Genomic DNA, 21,630 nt, shown 5'->3' with positions numbered 1-21,630 from the left:
GCCGCCTAACGCAGGTCCGGCGTCACGTCAAACAGGCGACGGTGCTCGAGGATCGCATAGCGGTCCGTCATGCCGGCGATGTAATCCGCCACCCGTCGCGCGAGGCGCGGCTCGTCGCCTCTCGGAAGGTCCGTCTGCCACTCGTCGGGCATGAGCTCCGGCTCGGCCTTGAAGCGCCCGAACAGGTCCCGCAGCACGTCGTCGGCCTGGGCCCGAACGCGCATCACGTCGGGATGGCGGTACATGCGGGCATAGAGGAACCGCTTGATCGAGGCATCGGCCTCCTTCATCGCCTGCGAGAAGCAGACCATTGTGTCGCCCGCCTGCCGGATGTCGTCGGCCGTCTCGGGCGACAGGGCCGCGATCCTGCGGTCGCCCTCGGCCACCACGTCCTCCACGAAGCGGGTGATCACCCGCCGCGTCAGCTCATGGATCCGGCGTGACAGGTCGAGGCTGGGGTAGCGGGCATCGATCTCCTGCAGAAGTTCTGCGAGGAACGGCACCTCGCGCAGATCCTCGATCCGGAACAGGCCAGCCCGCAGGCCGTCGTCGATGTCGTGGGCGTCATAGGCGATGTCGTCGGCGATGGCCGCACCTTGAGCCTCGCCGCCTGCATAGGTCGCGAGTTCGAGATCCTGCATGACGTTGTATTCGAGAATCGCCAGCGGCACGCCGCGCGCGGCATAGCGCAGGGTCGGCTTACCCTCGGCATCGAGGAGCGGGCCGTTGTGCTTGACCAGCCCCTCCAGGGTCTCCCAGGTCAGGTTCAGCCCGTCGTAATCCGCATAGCGCCGCTCCAGGCGGGTGACCACCCGCAGAGCCTGGGCATTGTGGTCGAACCCGCCGAACGTCGCCATGCATTCGTCCAGCGTATCCTCACCCGTATGGCCGAAGGGCGTATGGCCGAGGTCGTGGGAGAGCGCCAGCGCTTCGGCCAGGTCCTCGTCGAGCCCCAGGGACCGGGCGAGCGCCCGCGCGATCTGGCTCACCTCGATGGTGTGGGTGAGCCGGGTCCGGAAATGGTCGCCCTCGTGATAGACGAAGACCTGCGTCTTGTGCTTGAGGCGGCGGAAGGCGGAGGAGTGGATGATCCGGTCCCGGTCGCGCTGGAACTCGCTGCGGGTCGGGGAGACCGCCTCGGGAAACAGCCGACCGCGGCTCCCCCAGGGGTCGCACGCGTAAGGAGCTCGCCATCTCTCGCCAAAGGGCCGCACAAACATCCCCGGGTTGAAGCCTTGTCAGAGCGCACTTACCTTGCTCTTAACACCTAGTGCAAGAATGTCGTCCTTCGATGGACTGGAAGTGCCCATGACCGGTATCACCCTGACAGACCGCGCCGCCCGCCGCATCAACGAGATCATGGCCTCGGAGCCCTCCGGCTCCCACCTGAGGATCAGCGTCAACGGAGGCGGCTGCTCGGGATTCCAGTATGCCTTCGACGTGGACCGCACCCGGCAGGACGACGACCTCGTGATCGAGAAGGACGGGGCGACCGTGGTGGTGGACGAGGTGTCCATCCAGTACATGGAGGGCTCGGTGATCGACTTCGTGGACGACCTGATTGGCCAGTCCTTCAAGATCGAGAACCCCCATGCCACCGCCTCCTGCGGCTGCGGCACCTCGTTCTCGCTGTAAAAAGCATGACGTAACTGTCTGCCTTCCCCACCAGAGTACTTTTCGGCTAAGGGAAGCTGGCACCGGATTGGGCCGGCTGGGGGGAACTCATGGGACTTCGTTACCGCGCAGGCATTTGCGCCCTCGCCTTGGCAGCGGGCTCGGCCGCTCTCTCGTTCGAGCCGGCCGTTCTCCGCGATCTCGAGATCGAAAACGGAAGCCTGCGGATCACCGTCGGCGCCGTCAGAGCCCCTCTCTGGAGCGCGGCCTTCGCGCAATCGGCCGAGAGCTTCAGCCTGGACAATGTGAGCTTCACCTTCGGATCGACGACCTATGAGGCGAAGCGCATCGACTTTGCCGGCGTCGGCTCCTCGCGGGCGGAGGTCGAGGCCATCTTCTCCTCCGGTTCGACGGAGCCGATGGAGAGCCGCCTCAGGCGCATCAACGCGAAGCAGGTGACGATCCCCGAAGCTCGGGTGAAGCAGATCTTAGGCAAAGAGACGCAGACGACCAGCTACCGGAACACCGTCCTGCAAGACGTCTCGCAGGGCCGGATCGCCTCGGCGACGATCGAGGCGACGGCGATCGATACGAGCGGGGCCAAGGACACCGTTCGGATCACCTCCGGTCGTACAAGCATGAGCGAGCTCGATCTCCCTGCGCTCGCACGGCTCTACGAGGCGAAGGCGGACGGCTCCACGGCCCCTATGGCCAAGATCTACGGAGCCTTTTCTCTCGAGAACCTCGAATTCATCGACAATGAAGCCAAGCTGACGTTCAAGATCGCCCGTCTCGGCGGGCGGGACTTCATGGGACGTCCGACCAAGGATTCCTGGAACGGCACCGTGGGCCTCTTCGCCGAGATGGGCGAGCGCAAGGATCTCTCCTCCGAGGATCAGGCGCGTCTCCTCCCGGCCATTGTCGACTTCATCGACGCGTTCCAGATCGGCTTCATGGAAGCCTCCGGGATCGAAATGACCTCCAAGGCCAAGGACTCCTCGGGCCAGGCCCGCATCAGCCGGATCGCCTACACGGGCGGCGCGGATACCCAGCCGGCGGACGTGCGCTGGGAGGGGTTCGAGTTTTCCGACAAGGACAACCGGATGAAGCTCGATTCCATGAGTTTCACGGGCTTCTCGTTCCGGCAGACGCTCGACGGCCTCAGGAAGCTTCAAGGCAAATCTTTCGACGATATCGATGCCGCGACGGCGCGCAGCCTCGTCCCGACCCTCGGCACCCTAAGCCTGTCGGGCTTCTCCATCGACGGAACGACCGAGGACGAGGGCAAGAAGGTCAAAGTACAGGCCGCCCTCAAGGGCTTCGAGCTCACGGCGGACAAGCCGGTGAACGCCATTCCGACGAATATCCGGATCGGGTTGCAGAACCTGACCATGGCCCTGCCGTCGAACAGCTCGGACGACGGCATCAAGGAGCTTGTGGCTCTGGGCTACAAGAACATCGACGTCTCGCTCCTGGCCGCTGCCACCTGGAACGAGACCGCCAAGGAGATCGCGCTGAGAGAGGTCTCCGCGCAGGGTCAGGAGATGGGCTCCATCACCCTCAAGGGCCTGATCGGCAATGCCGGCAAGGACCTGTTCGATGCTGACACGGCCATTGCCACGGTGGCTTTGGCAGGGGCAAAGGCCAAGGCCCTCGACGTTGCGGTCGAAAACAAGGGGCTGTTCGAGCGCTACATGGCCAAGGCCGCCAAAGAGCAGAAGACGACGCCGGAGGCCCTTCGGCGCACCTATGCGGCCGCGGCAGCCTTCGTCGTGCCGGCCATGATCGGGGACTCGGAGCAGGCTCAGGTTCTGAGCCAGGCCGTCGCCCGCTTCATCGCCAAGCCCGGCAGGCTCACGGTCAACGCCACGCCGAAGGATCCGTCAGGCTTCGGCATCGCGGAAGCGGTGGTGATGTCCGAGCCGAAGGATATTTTGAACAAGCTGAACATCAGCGCGAAGGCGGAGTAGTCTGGCTGTCATTCCGGGGCCGCGCAGCGGAGCCCGGAATCCATAAACACGACCTCTCAAGGAAGAGCTATCAGCGCTGCATCTCTTTCTGCGCCTTTAGCGGTTATGGATTCCGGTCTCTCGCTATGGCTCGCCCCGGAATGACAGTGGTGCGTTTTTCCATCCCTCAAATCAGCATCGGCTGATCCTGCTCCGCAGCCTGCGCCTCGACGACGGCGATGGCCGTGAGGTTGACGATGCCGCGCGCCGTGACGGATGGAGTCAGGATATGCGCGGGCTTGGCCGGGCCGATGAGGATCGGGCCGACGGGCAGCGAATCCGCCAGAACCTTGGTGAACTGGAACGCGATGTTGGCGGCGTCCAGGTTCGGCATGATCAGCACGTTCGCCTCGCCGGTCAGGCGCGAATGGGGGTTCACCCGCTCGCGCAGCATCTCGGACAGAGCCGAATCCGCCTGCATCTCGCCGTCGACCTCGAGATCCGGCGCACGCTCGTTGATGCAGGCGAGAGCCTCGCGCATCTTCAGCGCCGAGCGGCTGTCGGCGGCGCCGAAATCCGAATGCGACAGGAGCGCGATCTTGGGCTCCATGCCGAAGCGGCGCACGTGGCTCGCGCAAGCAATCGTCATGTCGGCGATCTGCTCCGCGGTCGGGTCGATCTGCACATGGGTGTCGGCGAGGAAGTAGGCCCCCTTCGAGGTGATGACCAGCGACAGGGCCGCCATCTCGTTCACGCCGGGCGCGAGGCCGATGATGTCCTTGATGTGTTTGACGCGGGACTGGAAGCGCCCCTCCAGGCCGCAGATCAGGGCGTCCGCATCCCCTCGTCTCACCGCGAGCGCGCCGATGACGGTGGAGTTGGTGCGCACCAGGGTTCTCGCCGCATCCGGCGTGATGCCCTTGCGGCCTGCCGCCTCGACGTAGGTGGCGACGTAGTCGCGGTAGCGCGGATCGTCCTCCGGGTTCACCAGCTCGAAGTGCTTACCCATCTCCATGGACAGGCCGAAGCGCTTCATGCGGGTTTCGACCACGTTCGGACGCCCGATCAGGATCGGCTTGGCAAGGCCCTCCTCGACGATGACCTGCACGGCGCGCAGCACCCGCTCGTCCTCGCCCTCGGCATAGATCACGCGCTTCGGGGCGGCCTTCGCCTGCGAGAAGAGAGGCTTCATGATGAAGCCTGAGCGGAACACGAAGCGACCGAGCGATTCCGCATAGGCCTCGAGATCCGCCAGCGGTCGCGTGGCGACGCCTGAATCCATCGCGGCCTTCGCCACGGCGGGCGCGATGCGCAGGATCAGGCGCGGATCGAACGGGCTCGGGATCAGGGACTTGCGGCCGAAGGGATGCGCCTCGCCGCCATAGGCGCGCGCCACCACCTCGGACGGCGCCTCGCGGGCAAGCCCCGCAATCGCCTTCACGGCGGCCGCCTTCATCTCCTCGTTGATGGTGGTCGCAGCCACGTCGAGGGCGCCGCGGAAGATGTAGGGAAAGCACAGGACGTTGTTGACCTGGTTCGGATAATCCGAGCGGCCGGTGCAGATCATGGCGTCGGGACGCGCGGCTTCCGCCTCCTCCGGCATGATCTCAGGGTAAGGATTGGCGAGCGCCATGATGAGCGGGCGCGGCGCCATCTGGGCCAGCAGCTCGGGCTTGAGCACGCCGCCTGCGGAGAGCCCCAGGAACACGTCCGCATCCGGGATCACATCGGCCAGCGTGCGCGCATCGGTGTCCTGCGCATAGACCGACTTCCAGCGGTCCATGAGCTCGTTGCGGCCCACATGGACCACGCCCTTGATGTCGGTGACCCAGATGTTCTCGCGCTTGGCGCCAAGCGACACGAGCAGGTTGAGGCAGGCGAGCGCCGCAGCGCCGGCGCCGGAGGTGACGATCTTCACGTCCTCGATGCGCTTGGCCGCAAGCTCCAGCGCGTTCATCACCGCGGCACCCACGATGATGGCGGTGCCGTGCTGGTCGTCGTGGAAGACCGGGATGCCCATGCGGGCCTTCAGGCGCTCCTCGACCTCGAAGCACTCGGGCGCCTTGATGTCCTCGAGGTTGATGCCCCCGAAGGTCGGCTCGAGCGCCGCGATCACCTCGACCAGCTTGTCCACATTGTTCTCGGCCACCTCGATGTCGAACACGTCGATGCCGGAGAACTTCTTGAACAGGACCGCCTTGCCCTCCATCACGGGCTTGGAGGCGAGCGGTCCAATGTCGCCGAGGCCCAGGACCGCGGTGCCGTTGGAGATCACAGCGACGAGATTCTGGCGCGAGGTGAGATTGGCGGCCTGGGCCGGATCGGCGGCAATCGCCTCGCAGGGAGCGGCCACGCCGGGCGAGTAGGCCAGCGCCAGATCGCGCTGATTGCCGAGGGGCTTGGTCGGCTGGATCTCAAGCTTTCCGGGGCGCGGATACTGATGGTAGAACATCGCACCCGATTTCAGATCCTGCGAGATGTTGTCTCCCATCCCCGACGCTCCCTGCACTGATCAAACTATCCTGGAGGCCCTTGTGCGCGTGCTGCCCCCCTGCCGTCAATGTTCTTCTCTGGCCCAGGGAGCCGGACGATGAAGCTCGGGCATCGCTTGAAGAACTGGCGCAATCCGCACAACCAGACGCGTATCCACCTCGCCAGGATCGCTGCCCGCCGCGGCTACGAGATCGGCGAGTTCACCTATGGCAAGCCCAAGGTGCGTTTTCCCGAGTCGGGAAGAAAGCTCACCATCGGCCGCTACGGCTCCATCGCCGATAAGGTGGAGATCCTGCTCGGCGGCAATCACCGCACCGACTGGGGCACCACCTATCCGTTCTCCGCCTTCCGGGAACTCTGGCCCACGGCGCCTCGGAGCGAGGAGTATCACACCTCTCGCGGCGATGTGGTCATCGGCCATGACGTCTGGCTCGGCTCCGGCGCGATCATCATGTCGGGCGTGACGGTGGGTCACGGAGCGGTGATCGCGGCCCATGCAATCGTCACCAAGGGTGTGCCGCCCTATGCCATCGTCGGCGGCAACCCGGCCAAGGTCATCCGCTACCGCTTCGACGAGAGCATCATCGCGGACCTGCTCGATGCGCGATGGTGGGACCTGCCGCGGGAGAAGATCGCAACGCTGGTCCCTCTGCTGCAGAGCGACCGGATCCGCGAACTGATAGCAGCGGTCAAGGTGCTGCGGGCTCAATCGTTTTGAGGGTTCGACGGCCGAGGGCCCTGCTCTTCAGGCCCAGCGCCGGCTTCTCGATCAGGGTCCAGGACAAGCCTGCGACCAGCAGCGTGATCGCAAGCGACGGCACGAGCAGCAATCCGGCCGCGGCACCGGGCCAAAGCGCGTGGAGGGCCTGCTGGATCGGCCAGCCGTAGAGATAGGTGCCGTAGGAGAGATCCGCCTTAGGCTCATAGGAAAAGCGCGTGAGCATCGGCGAAAGGGCGAGCCAGAGGATACCGTAGGCCGAGGCGGTGAAGAGCAGCGCCTTGTAGAGGAAGGTCCCACAGCACAGCCAAGTGGCGAGGATCAGCGCCAGCACGAGGAGACCTGAGAGGCGGGCACGCTCGCGCCAGACATAGAGCGCACCGCCAAAGGCGAAGATCAGCGGCAGCCGCAATGCGGTCTCCATCCCCTTCGGCGCATCGGGCCGCAGCAGGTCGAGCCCGGCCAAGCCCATCGCCAGTCCCGCCACGAGCGCGAGCGCGGCCATGCGGGAGCGCAGCAGCCCGACGAGGCCGAGCAGGAAGACGCCCGTGTAGCACATGACCTCGTATTTCAGGGTCCAGACCGTTCCCATGGGAAACGAGAAAGGATTGTCGGCGAACACGCCCGGCAGCGCGATGTTGGTCTTGAAGCTCAGGAGCGTCGATTGAATGAAGCGCCGCAGGGCGGGGCTTTGCAGGTATTCCGCGAGTGGCAGCGTGGTCATGGCCGCGCCGAGGAGGAGAGAGACCGCAAGCACCGCCACGATCAGCCCCGGCGCGATGCGCAAGGTTCGGGCGATGGCATAGTCGCGCCAGCCGCGCCGGTCGAAGCTCATGGTGACGAGGAAGCCGGAAATGGCGAAGAAGCCGTTCACCGCATGCTCGCCCAGGGTGAAGCCCGTGGAGGCGACGAGCGGTTCGTCGGCGATGATTCCCGTGGTGACGCTGAACGCGTGCGACACGACGACGGCAAGGGCCAGCGCCAGACGGATCAGGCCGAAATTGTTCTTCTCCTGCTCCAGGGCCGTCGAGACGGTGGGCGCAGGATTCCGGAACAGGGGCACTCTCATGACAGTCCCTCGCGCGCCAAGGCCGTTTCGCCCTTCAGGAAAGCCAGGGACCCTGCCGCCGAGCCGGCGTAACGCTCGATCAGCCTGCGCCGGAAGGTCAGCCGCGCCCCGATGGCTTTCACGGCGTTGAGCGCGAATATGCGCGGCGCCGGATTGGGCAGGCCGTACTTGCGGCTCACATAGGCCCGCGACCAGGCCTGATGCCAGCGGGAGGTGAAGACGCGTCCCGGCTTCTCGCCGCTCGATCGGCCGCGTCCGTGCCGCACGACGGCCTGCGGCACGTAGATCAGCGCCGAGCCCGCATCCGCCACCCGGCGGCACAGGTCATCGTCCTCGTAGAACAGGAAGATGTTGTCGTCGAAGCCGCCGAGTTCGAGGAAGACGTCGCGGCGGATGAGGAAGCAGGCCCCCGAGAAGAACGGCGCGCAGGCCTCACCCTCGGGCAGCACGAGCTTGCCCTGAATGTTGTGCAGGTACGGCGAGAGCAGCGACCGGGGCTGAAAGAAGACGCGTCCGTCGGGCTCGACGATCTGCGGCGCGAACAGCGCCGCATCGGGATAGCGCCGCGCCGCATCGACCAGCGCTGCGACTGCGCCCTTGTCGACGGTGCAATCCGGATTGACGATCAGCACGAACGCGGTTTCAGCCGCCCGCGCGCCGCTGTTGTTGGCGCGGCCATAGCCCTCGTTGCGGGCGTTGCGGACGACCCTCGCGCCCTGCCCTTCGGCAATGGCGACAGTGTCGTCCGTCGATGCGTTGTCGACCACGATGACCGGCACGCCGTCCGCCCGCAATGCGCCGAGACACTCCGGCAGCGCATGGGCGCTGTCGAAGGTCACGACGATGGCGGTAACGTCGTCGGTTCTCATTTCTCCGGCAGGTTCAGCCGGATGTGCAGCTCGCGCAGCTGCTTGGGCGTTACGTCGGAGGGCGCGCCGAGCAGCAGGTCTTCCGCCTTCTGGTTCATCGGGAACAGCGTGATCTCGCGCAGGTTCTGCGCGCCGCAGAGCAGCATCACGATGCGGTCGACGCCCGCCGCCATGCCGCCGTGGGGCGGCGCGCCGTACTGGAAGGCGCGGTACATGCCGCCAAACCGCTCCATGACCTCCTTCTCGCCGTAGCCGGCGATCTCGAAGGCCTTCACCATCCGGTCGGGACGATGGTTGCGGATGCTCCCTGAGGCCATCTCGTAGCCGTTGCAGACCATGTCGTACTGGAAGGCCGTGATCTTGAGGATCGTGTCCTTGTCAGACGGGTCGAGGGCCATGAAGGCGTCGTGGTCGAAGTCCGCCATGGAGAAGGGGTTGTGCGAGAAGTCGATCTTCTTCTCGTCCTCGTTCCATTCGTATTGCGGGAAGTCGACGATCCAGCAGAATTCGAAGCGGTCCTTGTCGATGAGGCCGAGCTCGTCGCCGATGCGGGTGCGCGCCTTGCCGGCGAGAGACGCCGCCTTGTCCTCGGCGCCTGCCGAGAAGAACACCGCGTCGCCGGCCTTGATGCCGGCCTTCTCGCGGATGGCGGCCTGCGCTGCTTCGGGAATGAACTTGGCGATGGGACCTTTGCCGGTGATCTGGCCGCCCTCCTCCTCGAACACGATGTAGCCGAGGCCGGGCGCGCCTTCGGTGCGGGCCCAGTCGTTGAGCTTGTCGAAGAAGGAGCGCGGCTGCGCGGCTGCGCCCGTCGCGGGAATGGCGCGCACGACGCCGCCCGACTTGATGACGTTCTTGAACGCGTTGAAGGTCACGTCCTCGCGGGTGAACACCTCCGACACGTCGGCAATGACGAGCGGGTTGCGCAGGTCAGGCTTGTCGTTGCCGTATTTCAGCATGGATTCGAAATACGGGATGCGCGGGAACGTCTCGGTGACGGGCTTGCCGTCCGCGAATTCCTTGAAGGTGTCGCGGATCACCGGCTCCATGGTCTGGAACACGTCCTCCTGGGTGACGAAGCTCATCTCCACGTCGAGCTGGTAGAACTCGCCCGGCAGGCGGTCGGCGCGCGGATCCTCGTCGCGGAAGCAGGGAGCCATCTGGAAGTACCGGTCGAAGCCGGAGATCATGATCAGCTGCTTGAACTGCTGCGGCGCCTGCGGCAGCGCGTAGAACTTGCCGGGATGGATGCGGGACGGCACCAGGAAGTCGCGCGCGCCCTCCGGCGAGGAGGCAGTGAGGATCGGCGTCGTGAACTCGAAGAAGCCGCTCTGCTGCATGCGGGTGCGCAAGGAGTTGATGATCGCGCCGCGCTTCATGATGTTGTTGTGCAGCTTCTCCCGGCGCAGGTCGAGGTAGCGGTAGGTGAGACGGGTCTCCTCCGGGTAGTCCTGGTCGCCGAAGACCGGCATCGGCAGCTCGGCCGCCGGGCCCAGCACTTCCATCTCGGTGATGTAGACCTCGACCGTGCCGGTGGGCAGCTCCGGGTTCTCGGTGCCGGCCGGGCGCTTGCGCACCTTGCCGTCCACGCGGATCACCCATTCCGAGCGCGCCGTCTCGGCCATCTTGAAGGCCGGCGAATCCGGATCGATCACGCACTGCGTCATGCCGTAATGGTCGCGCAGGTCGATGAACAGCACGCCGCCATGGTCGCGGATGCGGTGGCACCAGCCGGAGAGGCGGGCGACCCCGCCGACATCGGATTCGCGGAGCGCGCCGCAGGTGTGGGAACGGTAACGGTGCATGGAGGCGGACATGGAAAAAGCCTGCTGGTTCGGTTTGAAGCGCAACATCCATGGGAGGCGGGGGAAGTCAAGGCGGAAGGCTGAAATCGAGCCTGTGCGGGGGCGCTCCCTCCCCTGGTCGGGGTGGCGGCTGCAGGCTGGCGCTGACTTGTCTCGGCTCCTAAGGGAAGCGCGGGAGGCAAGGCTGCTTCGCTTCACTCCGGTGGAGCGGGCGAAGATCGGGTCGGGACGGGGATCCGCCCGGACGGGAAGCACCCTGCCTCCCGCGCACGGCTTTTCGACCCTGAGCCTCGCGCTCCGGCGGGATCAGGGACGGCACCCTCAGACCCGCTTCACGGCGCTTCTCGAACGCAGCCCTTGATGAAGATCCTCGGGCTGGCGAGGCTTGGAAAGCCGGCGCCTGGCTCTGCCCGAACAGAAGCCTGAAGCACCTCGTCCTCCACTCAGAGCCCTGGCATGCGGAACCAGCGTCTTGTCCCGCAGCGGCCAGAACCGCATCCCGTCTCCACAACCGACGCCTCGGGCGCGTCCCTCGTGAGACCGGACATACCACCCATAGCCAAGGTTAGGAGAATTGTCAAGAACAAAAAGTGAACATAACACCTGCTTCCCCCTACCCGTCATGGCTGGCCCCGGCCTTGATCCGGGGATCGGTCCCGGCCATTCCCGTCGTCCCCGCCTCCTCAGGATGAGGGTAATGGAAGACAAAGACGGGGATCCCCGGATCAAGTCCGGGGATGACGAACAGGGTTCGTTAGGACTGGGAGAGGTGCCATTCCCGGCCGGAGCGCTCGCGCACGGGAAGGGACCCACGACCAAGCGCGACGTTATGGATCCCCTTCCCGGCCTCACGGCCGCCGGGGATGACAAACCCGCCGCCTACGCCTCGCGTCATGTCCAAGGAGCCTAGGCAAGATGATTACCCCCTCCGGCATGTCGCCAAAGCCGGGGGCGATGGCTAACGTTCGCCAGCGTCAGGAGGTGGAATGTGGCAAGGGCGGCTTCGACAACCCGAGGCATGAAACGAGACGTCCTGAGACTTTTGGTGGTGCTTTCAGGCTGTGCCGCTTCCGCTCTGGCGACAGCCCCGGCAAGGGCGAACTTCCTGGACGGCAACGACCTGTATGAACATTGCCAGACCAGAAGCGCCAGTGCGCTGAACTACATTCTCGGGGTCCACGACGCCCAGCAAGCGGTCGCAGGGCTTGGAAAGCAGGAGAAGCTGGTCTGTCCCTGGGGCAGGGTCAGCGCCGGCCACGTCATCGGTGTCGTCTGCAAATACCTCGAGAAAAACCCTTCCCAGCGCAATCTTTCGGGAGCCAGCATCGTCCTGAAAGCGCTCGGAGATGCATTTCCCTGCAAACCGCCGGTCCTCTCGGCCCCAGCGTCTCCGTAACTCACCCCCATCGCTTGGCCATCCAGATCCGGTCGTAACCGGGCGGACGGTCTTTCAGGCGGCCGATCTCGGCATAGCCGTGCTTGCGGTAGAACCCCTCAGCCTGGAACGTCGACGTGGTCAGCTGCGCGCCGATCGCGCCGCGCATCCGGGCGGCCTCCTCCGCCTTGTCGAGCAGGCGGGAGCCATGGCCTTGCCCGCGCAGGGCCTCGTCTACCCAGAAATGATCGACCTGAAGCCAGTACAGGGCGATGTTTCCCCGGATGCCGCCGCGAACCGAGGTGTCATCATCCCGCAGGAGCAGGGTCAACGGGATCCGGGGCAAGGGGCCGGTCTTCTCGATCAGGTGCGCGCGCAAGCCCGCCGTCACGTCGTCGGCCCCGGGCGGATTGGCGTCTTCGAGAACCTCGATCTGCATGGAATGGTCTTATAACGTCGATGGCTCCGTGGTGGAGCCGTTGTTTCATTATGATTGTATAGATCTGTGCTTCGCTCAAATGCTCAGGACGTTGTCTGCAATGGCCTTTCATGGATACAGATCCGCCGACTGCAGGAGAACTGTCTAGCTCCATCCAGCGACCTCCAGCAGGAGGGAGCCGTAGCCCTGCCTGTGGAGGGCTACCAAATTGGACGGACACCGTGCTCGGCTACAACCTCGATGAAATCCTGCTCTGGGAGCTTCCCAGTGAGTATATCAACGATGATCGCACCGAACTTCTCGGTATCCGGGGCAATCAGATGATAGCCGTTGACCGCTAGAAACAGGAAGGCCGCGCCTAGTGCCGTACGCTTATTGCCTTGCTCAAACGGATGGTTGCGGGCAATCCCGAAAAGGAGCGACGAGGCGAGTACAACCATGTTGTCTTCGTGGTCATAGTGCCACAGATTTTGCGGCTTCAGTAATGCCGCCTCAAGCGCCCCGACATCGCGCAAGAAATAGGGTTCGCCGGTTTCAGCGACTTCCTGCCTGTTTAGATCCATAACGACATCAATAGGGAGCCAGCGCGGCTCGACCTCACTTGGCAAGATATGCCCGAGCCTTGGGATATTGCTTCATGAACTCTTTAATGAGCCCGTCATAGTCCACTTGGCCTTTGGCTGGACGCGGCGGACGCGCGACCACTTCACCGCTCCGCTTCTCCGCCGGGGCAGTATGGGTCTGCGTTTCTTTCCGCTTCACAATAGCCATTGTGGCTCCTCGGCAAAGCTAAAGTGCCAAGCCTTTTCGGGGTTCCAAGTTTTTCACGATTGATATTGGTATAGTCTCGCTGAATTTCGAGCAAGTGTCGACATTTTTCCGCCCTCCGACACCCCAAAATTCCTTGCAGAACAAAGGGTGAAACTCCATATTCTGCCTATGGTTACCACCCTTGCAACATCCCTTTTGAGGCCGGCCCGGAACGCTCCCGTCGAGGAGCGGATCGAGGGCGCTTGGCACGTCTATCCGCTGGAGGGCGCGCTGGAGCTCGATTATGTGGACCAGGCCGGCAATGCGACCCGGCGCTGGGTGCTGGCGCGCGAGCTGAAGGTAGGTCCCGGCAAGATGCTGCTGGGCGGCATCGACATCCTGTCCGACGAGGACGGCTATCGCGGCTTCCGGGTCGACCGGATTCAGCGCCTGGAGGATGCGGAGACCGGCTTCGTGGTCGAGCACAACATCCTCGACTGGCTCATGAAGCTCGCCGAGCGGCAGGCCAGGGCGCGGAAGAAGCATCTCGCCCGCATGCAGGCCCGCGCTTAAAGCTCAGCGGTTTACCCTCTTCTGCGACAGAACCGCCTCCGCGGCTCTGTCGCCCTCGCTTTCCCTTGTGCCACCCCGCTCTTTCTGCAACATAGTCTCATAATAATGTTGCGTCGGGGGTTGGGGTGGCCCAGCGATCCTTGTTCAGGCCACAGGCCGTGACGGCGGCCACGGGCGATCACTCGTCCGTGTCGCTGCCCGTTGCGCCGCTGTCCTGGCAGCTGCTGGGCGGCTTCATCCTCGCCTGTGTCGCCTCAATCGTCCTCTTCCTCGGCACGGCCGAATATGCCCGCAAGGAGACCGCAGGCGGATCTCTCATGGCGGCGGGCGGCGCGGTGCGCGTCGGCGCCCTGCGCGGCGGCGTGGTGACGGAGCTGACCGTCAGGGAAGGCGATCGGGTCGCCGCGGGGCAGCCGCTCTTCACGGTGGCCTCGCGCCAGGGGCTCGAGGTCGGCGGCACCCTCGATGCCGCGATCCTCGCCTCCCTTGACACCCAGACCCAGGTTCTGAAAGACCAGATCGCCGCCGATCCGGCGCGCACGGACAACGAGATCCTGCGGCTGGATGCGGCCATCGCGTCCGTGAAGGCCGAGCGCGATGCCCTCACGGTCCAGCGCCGACTTATGGCCGAGCGGGTCCAGGTGAACGAGGAGCGGCGCAACACCATCGCGCGGCTGGCCGAGCAGGGCCACACCACCCGCGCCGCCCTGCAGGAGCAGGACGAGGCCCTGCTGTCCCGCCGGCAGATTCTCGCCGAGATCGACCGGGATCTGGCCCAGGCCGAGAAGGAGCTCGGCCAGACCCAGCTTCAGCGCGAGCAGCTGCCCGTGCAGCAGGCCGAGCGCCTGGCGCAGCTGCGCCTCAGTCTCGCCGACCGGGAGCGCCAGCGGGCCGAGGTCCAGGCCCAGCGGGCGCAGGTGATCACCGCGCCGCTCGCCGGGCGCGTCACGGCCCTTCAAGCCACGTCGGGTCAGATCGTCGATCCCAACAAGCCCCTGCTCACTCTCCTGCCCGACGGCGCGAATCTGCTGGCGGAGCTTTTCGTGCCGAGCCGCGCCATCGGCTTCGTCGAGCCCGGCCAGCGGGTGAGGCTCATGATCGATGCCTTTCCCTACCAGCGCTTCGGCACGATCAGTGGTTCCGTCGAGACCGTCTCGCAGGCGGTGCTCTCGCCGAGCGAAGTGATCGGCAGGACATTGCTCTCCGAGCCCGCCTACCGGGTGACCGTGCGCCTCGACCGCCAGGCCATCGACGCCTTCGGGCGCGAGGTGCCGCTGCAGCCCGACATGACCCTGAAGGCCGACATCGTGCTGGAGGGCCGCTCCCTCGTCGCCTGGCTGTTCGAGCCGCTGATCAGCGTCAGGGGGCGGATGTGAAGCTCTCGGCCGGCCTCGACTATTTCGGCGCCCCTCGCCTGCCCGCGATCATCCAGTCGGAAGCCGCCGAATGCGGGCTGGCATGCCTTGCCATGATCGCGACCTATCACGGGCGCGAGGTCGACCTCATGGCCCTGCGCCGCCTGTTCTCGATCTCGCTGAAGGGCGTCACCCTCAAGGACGTGCTGGCGATGGGCCAGCGCCTCGGCATGACGGGCCGGGGCCTGAGGCTCGAGCCCGAGCAGCTCGGGCAGGTCAAGCTCCCCTGCATCCTGCACTGGGACATGAACCACTTCGTGGTGCTGAAAGAGGTCGGCGCCCGCAAGGTGACGATCCACGATCCGGCGCTCGGCGTGCGCACCCTGACCTTCGACGAGATCGGCCACCATTTCACCGGCATCGCCCTGGAGCTGACGCCGACGGATTCCTTCGAGCGCAAGAAGGAGACCTCCCGTCTCAGCCTCACTGCCCTCTGGGGCCGGATGCGCGGGGTGAAGCGGGCGCTCGCCCAAGCGCTGGTGCTCTCGGCCGTGCTGCAGCTCGTGGTGCTGGCTGCGCCCTTCTACATGCAGCTGGCCGTGGACGAGGCGGTGATGAAGGGCGACGGGGGCCTGCTCACGGCGCTGGCGCTCGGCTTCGGACTGCTCACCCTCATCCATATCGGCGCCGAGTGGCTGCGTTCCCACGTGCTGCTTTTTCTAAGCGGCGCACTCAATTTCCAGATGGGCGCCAATCTCTTCCACCATCTCGTGCGGCTTCCCCTGAGCTGGTTCGAGAAGCGGCATATCGGCGATCTCGTCTCGCGCTTCCGCTCGGCCGAGCCGATCCAGCGGCTGATCTCGGAAGGTCTGGTGGCCGCCCTCGTCGATGGGGTGATGGCAACGCTGACGCTGGCGATGATCCTGATCTACAGCCCCAAGCTGTCGGGCATCGTGTTCGCGGCGCTGGCTCTCTACGCCGTCTTACGCTTTGCCCTCTACCGCTCCTTGCGCCAGCGGCAGGAGGAGATGATCGAGGCGGCCGCCAAGGAGCAGACCACCTTCATCGAGACGGCGCGGGCCATCCAGAGCATCAAGATCTTCGGCCGCGAATCCGACCGCGAGGCCGTGTGGCAGAACCGCTATGCCGCCTCGATCAGCCGCGGGATCCGCCAGGGCCGCTTCACCATCGGCTTCAAGACGGCGAACGATCTGATCTACGGCATCGAGAACGTGCTCGTGGTCTGGCTCGGCGCCAGGGCCATCATGGCGAACGACATGACCATCGGCATGCTCTACGCATTCATGGCCTACAAGGAGCAGTTCCTCTCCAAAGCCACCAACCTGATCGAGACCGGCATCCAGTACTGCATGCTCGACCTCCACCTCGACCGCCTCTCCGACATTGCGCTCGCCGAGCGCGAGCAGGACCGGCACGGGGACAGCCTCGTGGCACGGCCGATCGAGGGAGCGGTGGAACTGAAAGGCGTGAGCTTCCGCTATGCGGACACGGAGCCGGAGGTTCTCTCGGGCACGGATCTCAAGGTCGAGGCCGGCGAGTTCGTGGCCGTCACGGGTCCATCGGGCGGGGGCAAGACCACCCTCCTCAAGATCATGCTGGGCCTGTTCAAGCCTATGGAAGGCACGGTGCTGATCGACGGCACGCCCATCGCGCATTTCGGCACCCAGGCCTTCCGTTCGCAGATCGGTGTGGTGATGCAGGACGACCAGCTCCTGTCGGGGAGCATCGCCGAAAACATCTGCTTCTTCGATGCCAGGATCGATATCGACTGGATGCGCTCATGCGCGAAGGTGGCGGGCATCGACGACGAGATCATGGCCATGCCGATGAACTACAACACCCTGATCGGCGACATGGGCACCACCCTCTCGGGCGGCCAGCGCCAGCGGGTGCTGCTGGCGCGCGCCCTCTACCGCAAGCCCCGCATGCTGTTCATGGACGAGGGCACGTCGAGCCTCGACCTCGACAAGGAGCGCGAGGTGAACCGGGCGCTCGCGGAGCTGAAGATCACCCGCATCGTCATCGCCCACCGGCCCGAGACGATCCGCGCCGCCGACCGGATCGTGGTGCTGCGCGAGGGTCGGGTGTCGACGCCGATCGACTCCGATACTTTCGCCTTCGCGGATGCGGCGCGCTCGCGTCTGGCGACCGGGCCAGCCCGGGCGTGAGCAGGTGCCTGGAATTTTTTGGGGAAGCGGATTCGTTCTCCGCCGGAACTTGCGGAATAACACAGAAGAGCGCCGCTCCACGCAAGCGGAAACGGCGGTGGCAGGAAAAGCGCGGCTCTGGTCGAGTCGCCCCTGACCTCAGATCATTTTGACATGCATTTTATACAGCAGGGATCATGCATAATGATACGCCGTCCACCGGCGACACAAGCAAGCTCGCTCACGCTGAGCTCGACAACCTTCACATCCTTCCAGCTCTTAGCTTTGGATTGCTTCTTCATCTTCGTTTTCATATCAACCTGCCCGCCCTTTTGGATGTTTTTGGCTGTCTCCTGACCGGTCGATCAGCTGATCGAAAAAGGCGCGGCTCACGAGGGGCCGCGCCCTGTCCTTAAGCCGGCAAGGCCGGAATGGACTTAGTAGAGGATGATCCGGCGTCCGCCGCCAACCTCGGCGAGTTCCTGCTCGCTGAGCTCGACCGGAGCCTCGTCCTTATTCATTTCGATTGTGGTCTTCATGAAGACCTCCCCCTGATAGCTGAAATGCCGCTACGGCATTCCGCTGGCCAACGAGCCAGTGATACATGATAACAATCATTTAAGAAGCCGAGTCAACCTGCATGACTATGGAGGGTCTGGAGCAGCCGATGGATTACGCGCATCGAACCCGGAGGTGGGGTGCACTTCCGGCCCGATGCTCAATCCGGGACCTGCGCCGCCGCGTGAACTACGAAACGGGGTTCATTTTCCGCACAATGCACCGGAGGACGGACTCGCGGCGTGTTGCGGGATGGGCTATGAACGCCTCATGGACCTGATCACCTCCACCGATGCCTTGGCCGCCGCCTGCGACCGCCTCAGCCAGCACCCGTTCGTCACTGTCGACACGGAATTCCTGCGCGAGACCACCTATTACCCGAAGCTCTGCCTGATCCAGATGGCAGGCCCCGATCCGGCCGATGCCGTGCTGATCGACCCGCTCGCCGAGGGTATGAGCCTGGAGCCCTTCATGGCGCTCATGGCGAACAGGAACGTGGTGAAGGTCTTCCACTCGGCCCGGCAGGACCTGGAGATCATCTGGAATCTCGGGCGCATCGTGCCCGAGCCCCTGTTCGACACCCAGGTCGCCGCCATGGTCTGCGGCTACGGGGATTCGGTGTCCTACGAGCAGCTGTCGAACGATCTCGCCAAGGCGAAGATCGACAAGTCCTCCCGCTTCACCGACTGGTCGCGTCGTCCTCTCTCCGATGCCCAGCTCACCTACGCCCTCTCCGACGTTACCCATCTGGTGAAGGTCTACGAGGCGCTGCTGGCCCAGCTGGAGACCAACGGCCGGCTCGAATGGCTCGCCGAGGAGATGGCGATCCTCAGCTCCCCGGAAACCTACCAGGCCGATCCCGACAATGCCTGGCGCCGCCTCGCCGGCCGTCTGCGCAAGTCGCGCGAGATCGCGGTGCTCATGGAGATCGCGGCCTGGCGGGAGCGCGAGGCTCAAGTGCGGGACGTTCCCCGCGGGCGCATCCTCAAGGACGACGCGGTCATCGACATCGCCACCTCCGCGCCCCGCAGCGTGGAAGCCCTCGGTCGCCTGCGGACCATCCCCAACGGGTTCGAGCGCTCCCGCACGGGCGGCGAAATCCTGGAGGCCGTCGAGCGGGCGCTCGCCCGCGATCCCGCCACGATCCCCATGCCGGAACGCAGCCGCGGCCGCAACAACACCGGCTCCGTGGTCGACCTCCTGAAAGTCCTGCTCAAGGCGGTGGCCGAGCAGGAGGGCGTGGCGCCCAAGATCATCGCTACCGTCGAGGAGCTCGAGGCCATCGCCGACAGCGACGATGCCGACGTGCCATCCCTGCACGGCTGGCGCCGGAAGCTCTTCGGCGAGAAGGCGCTGGCGCTCAAGAACGGCCAGCTCGGGCTGGTGCTGGAGCGCGGGCGGGTAAGGCTCAGGGAGATTGTGGGGGCTTAGACCCACCAGACAGTCGTCGTGCCGCAACTCATGCGTGATCCACTGAAGGCTGAGGTGCAGGATCGGGGCAGGCAGTTCCTGGCCTTCTTGGGATTGGGCAAGCGCCTCGATCACCGCCCCGGCGAACTCTCTGGCGGCGAACAGCAGCGCGTCGCCATTGCCCGCGCGGTGGCCAATGCCCCGCGCCTGCTGCTGGCCGACGAACCCACCGGCAACCTCGATCCGCACACCGCCGACCGGGTCTTCCAGACCCTCGTTGCTATCGTTCGCGCGTCAAAGCTCGCGGCGCTCATCGCGACGCACAACATGGAGTTGGCTGCGCGCATGGATCGCGGGTGACGATACGGGATGGGCTGGTGGTGCAGTTGCCGTAGTTGATTTTACACGAAATTTTTCGCCAGTGACTTGATAGTAACGGCATTATCGCAGTGGCTATCGCGTAACCCAAAAAATTGAGACTTCGGTTTCGCTGAGCGGCTGCAACTTACGGCATATTTAACGTTACGGTATCTTTGCCTTGTAGTAATAAGCCCACGTAGAAAAGTTAAATAACAGCAACAAACCTCTCTGAATCAAGAGTTCCAGTCTCCTCTACCTCGTTTCATCAATAGAGCAACGGCGGCCCAGCTTGATCGGGGTGTGCCGGATGTCTGAACCGGAGGCGCGCTATGTTCCTAACCCCACTCGAAGAAGCTATATTGGCATTAATGGGAGCGAGCGGCGGCAAGGCCGGAGGCGAGGCGGCCAAGAAGGGGATCTATTGGGGTGCCCAAGCCGGCACCGGCGTTGGCGGCGTTGACGGTGTAGGCGGCGGCTCCAGCGTTAGCAATGATATTAGAATACTACCCAATGGCGGCGTCAATACGAATGGAAGTAACATCGAAAAAAAAACAATAACCGTAAATAACGATCGTAGCATCACTACGGTGGTAACCACCAAAGATGGAATTAAAACAACAACCACGATGCCAGCGACCGTTGTACTTGAAAGAAAAGGTGAGGCCGTGGCTTTGCCAAAGAGTGGGTTTGTTTTCATCCCTACTCAAGAGAAGGTAAGTACCGTAGCGAAATACATTGGAACATATAGTAGTACAAATGACGATGCAGAAGACGGTGAGACAGCTAATATTGAGTACCGGGTCATTTCGGTGACTACGACCATTCAATTCTCGGATGGATCGATCATGGAAATACAAGCCCCCGCTACTGTTTACACTGGTCCAAGGAGTCATCAATCTCTACAAGCATTTGGAGTTGAGGACGAATATATCGAACACCTTAGGCTCCAAGACACCATTCGCGTCGAGAGAGAGCGAGTTGAGCTAATTGATGCGATCAAAGACGGTCGCATCAAGGTTTTCTCCGTCGGGGATGCCACGTTCTATGTCAACAATAAGGATGGGACGGAGTTCGCCGATCAACTCACGGGCGATGGCTTCCTGAACGGGCTGGGCGGCAACGATACCCTGACCGGCTCCAATGATCCTAGCAAGCTCGACGTGCTGGATGGGGGCGAGGGGAACGACACCCTTTATGGCCTTGACGGGCGCGATGTCCTCATTGGAGGTCTCGGTGCCGACCTGCTCTCCGGTGGGCTTGGATACGACACCGCGAGCTATGCCGCGGCCACCAGCAGGGTTGTCGCGAATCTGTCGGATGCTTCCCAGAACACTGGCGAGGCGGCGGGCGACGTCTACATCTCCGTTGAGGATCTGTACGGGACCGGGTTCGCTGACGTGCTGACCGGTAACGCTGGCGACAACATGCTCGCGGGCGATGCGGGTTCCGACACCCTCGAGGGCGGACGCGGCGCGGACGATTTGGCCGGCGGCGAGGGCTACGACTATGCGAGCTACCTGAATGCCGGCACGGGCGTCGTGGCGAACCTGTCCGATGCGTTGCAGAACCTGGGCCAGGCCCACGGCGACCGCTATGACAGCATCGAGGGCCTGCACGGGTCTGCTTTCGGCGACACGCTGACGGGGGGCGAGGGCTACAACGAGCTCTTCGGCCAAGAGGGCGACGACGTTCTGCGCGGTCTGGCCGGCGGGGACTGGCTCGTGGGCGGCGGCGGCCATGACGTGCTCGAGGGGGGCGAGGGCGACGACTATGCCAGCTACGCCTCGGCATCGTCCGGCGTGGCGGCGCGCCTCATGAGCTCTGCGTCCAACAGCGGCGAGGCGGCGGGCGACGTTTACAGCAGCATCGAGGGCCTGCACGGCTCGTCCTACCAGGACACGCTCGGCGGCAATGTTCTGGACAACTACCTGTTCGGGCGCGCGGGCGCCGACACCCTCTCGGGCTATGGCGGCAACGACAATCTGTATGGCGAGGACGGCTATGACGTGCTCGCCGGCGGGGCGGGCGCGGACTGGCTCGACGGCGGCAGCGGCTACGACTACGCCAGCTATGAGGACGCTGCCTCGGGGGTGATCGTGGACCGGGTCAATATGGGCCGCAACAC

At 64.4% G+C, this 21,630-nt stretch carries 18 protein-coding genes and 1 pseudogene; 11 read left to right on the top strand and 8 right to left on the bottom strand.

The genetic code is table 11. The features are described 5' to 3' along the window. Positions 1–5: 5 nt before the first annotated feature. Positions 6–1,220: a deoxyguanosinetriphosphate triphosphohydrolase gene (locus ILT44_RS15575; RefSeq protein WP_204240521.1), complete on the bottom strand. Its 1,215-nt coding sequence runs from the start codon at positions 1,218–1,220 to the stop codon at positions 6–8. Between the two features lie 88 nt (positions 1,221–1,308). Here ILT44_RS15575 and erpA point away from each other — a divergent pair, with 88 nt between their 5' ends. Both erpA and ILT44_RS15565 read left to right on the top strand, forming a co-directional pair. Further along, entirely contained in the window at positions 1,309–1,635 is a 327-nt protein-coding gene (gene erpA, locus ILT44_RS15570) for an iron-sulfur cluster insertion protein ErpA (protein WP_204240520.1), read from the top strand. 89 nt (positions 1,636–1,724) lie between these two features. Beyond that, entirely contained in the window at positions 1,725–3,584 is a 1,860-nt protein-coding gene (locus ILT44_RS15565; protein ID WP_204240519.1) for an aq_1923 C-terminal domain, read from the top strand. Positions 3,585–3,750: 166 nt separating this feature from the next. On the opposite strand, the gene ILT44_RS15560 is transcribed toward ILT44_RS15565, so the two are convergent. Next, the gene (locus tag ILT44_RS15560) at positions 3,751–6,054 is read right to left on the bottom strand and encodes an NADP-dependent malic enzyme (RefSeq protein ID WP_239468283.1); all 2,304 of its coding nucleotides are present in this window, start codon (positions 6,052–6,054) and stop codon (positions 3,751–3,753) included. A gap of 99 nt (positions 6,055–6,153) precedes the next feature. Between ILT44_RS15560 and ILT44_RS15555 the strand changes: the two genes are divergently transcribed. After that, complete coding sequence (locus tag ILT44_RS15555) at positions 6,154–6,774, top strand: CatB-related O-acetyltransferase (protein WP_239468282.1); 621 nt, start codon at positions 6,154–6,156, stop codon at positions 6,772–6,774. Here ILT44_RS15555 and ILT44_RS15550 read toward each other — a convergent pair. Genes ILT44_RS15550 through aspS form a run of 3 tightly spaced genes read right to left on the bottom strand, consistent with a single transcriptional unit; the run spans position 6,746 to position 10,517 of the window. Continuing rightward, positions 6,746–7,843: an acyltransferase family protein gene (locus ILT44_RS15550; RefSeq protein WP_204240517.1), complete on the bottom strand. Its 1,098-nt coding sequence runs from the start codon at positions 7,841–7,843 to the stop codon at positions 6,746–6,748. The two genes, ILT44_RS15555 and ILT44_RS15550, sit on opposite strands and share 29 nt — an antisense overlap. Next, positions 7,840–8,712, bottom strand: coding sequence for a glycosyltransferase family 2 protein (locus tag ILT44_RS15545; RefSeq protein WP_204240516.1), 873 nt, complete (start codon positions 8,710–8,712; stop codon positions 7,840–7,842). Before ILT44_RS15545 ends, ILT44_RS15550 begins: the two co-directional genes overlap by 4 nt. Beyond that, positions 8,709–10,517, bottom strand: a complete 1,809-nt coding sequence (gene aspS, locus ILT44_RS15540) for an aspartate--tRNA ligase (RefSeq protein WP_204240583.1) — start codon at positions 10,515–10,517, stop codon at positions 8,709–8,711. The genes ILT44_RS15545 and aspS overlap by 4 nt, the downstream gene beginning before the upstream one ends. Positions 10,518–11,214: 697 nt before the next feature. Here aspS and ILT44_RS15535 point away from each other — a divergent pair. Then, positions 11,215–11,427: a hypothetical protein gene (locus ILT44_RS15535; protein ID WP_204240515.1), complete on the top strand. Its 213-nt coding sequence runs from the start codon at positions 11,215–11,217 to the stop codon at positions 11,425–11,427. A gap of 108 nt (positions 11,428–11,535) precedes the next feature. Beyond that, positions 11,536–11,913, top strand: coding sequence for a Rap1a/Tai family immunity protein (locus ILT44_RS15530; RefSeq protein ID WP_204240514.1), 378 nt, complete (start codon positions 11,536–11,538; stop codon positions 11,911–11,913). 1 nt (position 11,914) lies between these two features. On the opposite strand, the gene ILT44_RS15525 is transcribed toward ILT44_RS15530, so the two are convergent. The 3 genes from ILT44_RS15525 to ILT44_RS15515 form a co-directional block, all read right to left on the bottom strand. Continuing rightward, positions 11,915–12,331: a GNAT family N-acetyltransferase gene (locus ILT44_RS15525; RefSeq protein WP_204240513.1), complete on the bottom strand. Its 417-nt coding sequence runs from the start codon at positions 12,329–12,331 to the stop codon at positions 11,915–11,917. Between the two features lie 200 nt (positions 12,332–12,531). Further along, entirely contained in the window at positions 12,532–12,939 is a 408-nt protein-coding gene (locus ILT44_RS15520) for a type II toxin-antitoxin system death-on-curing family toxin (RefSeq protein WP_204240512.1), read from the bottom strand. Further along, positions 12,929–13,102, bottom strand: a complete 174-nt coding sequence (locus ILT44_RS15515; protein ID WP_204240511.1) for a hypothetical protein — start codon at positions 13,100–13,102, stop codon at positions 12,929–12,931. The genes ILT44_RS15520 and ILT44_RS15515 overlap by 11 nt, the downstream gene beginning before the upstream one ends. 147 nt (positions 13,103–13,249) lie before the next feature. On the opposite strand from ILT44_RS15515, the gene ILT44_RS15510 reads away from it, so the two are divergent. The 6 genes and pseudogenes from ILT44_RS15510 to ILT44_RS15485 all read left to right on the top strand — a co-directional run. Further along, a complete protein-coding gene (locus ILT44_RS15510) occupies positions 13,250–13,654 on the top strand; it encodes a hypothetical protein (protein WP_204240510.1) in 405 nt (134 codons plus the stop codon). 125 nt (positions 13,655–13,779) lie between these two features. Beyond that, complete coding sequence (locus tag ILT44_RS15505; protein WP_204240509.1) at positions 13,780–15,030, top strand: beta-barrel domain-containing protein; 1,251 nt, start codon at positions 13,780–13,782, stop codon at positions 15,028–15,030. Next, positions 15,027–17,198, top strand: coding sequence for a peptidase domain-containing ABC transporter (locus ILT44_RS15500; protein ID WP_204240508.1), 2,172 nt, complete (start codon positions 15,027–15,029; stop codon positions 17,196–17,198). Before ILT44_RS15505 ends, ILT44_RS15500 begins: the two co-directional genes overlap by 4 nt. An 807-nt stretch (positions 17,199–18,005) precedes the next feature. After that, positions 18,006–19,166 (top strand): ribonuclease D, encoded by a 1,161-nt coding sequence (gene rnd / locus ILT44_RS15495; protein WP_204240507.1) that lies wholly within the window; start codon positions 18,006–18,008, stop codon positions 19,164–19,166. 6 nt (positions 19,167–19,172) lie between these two features. Further along, positions 19,173–19,540, top strand: a pseudogene (locus ILT44_RS31645) (ATP-binding cassette domain-containing protein); the annotation flags it as partial. 810 nt (positions 19,541–20,350) lie between these two features. Beyond that, a partial coding sequence (locus ILT44_RS15485; RefSeq protein WP_204240505.1) for a calcium-binding protein occupies positions 20,351–21,630 on the top strand: 1,280 nt, incomplete at its 3' end.

This window comes from Microvirga arvi, from assembly GCF_016892765.1.
Taxonomy (GTDB): domain Bacteria; phylum Pseudomonadota; class Alphaproteobacteria; order Rhizobiales; family Beijerinckiaceae; genus Microvirga; species Microvirga arvi.
Note: the sequence above shows the minus strand (reverse complement) of the source record. Positions and strands in the feature narration are given on the sequence as shown.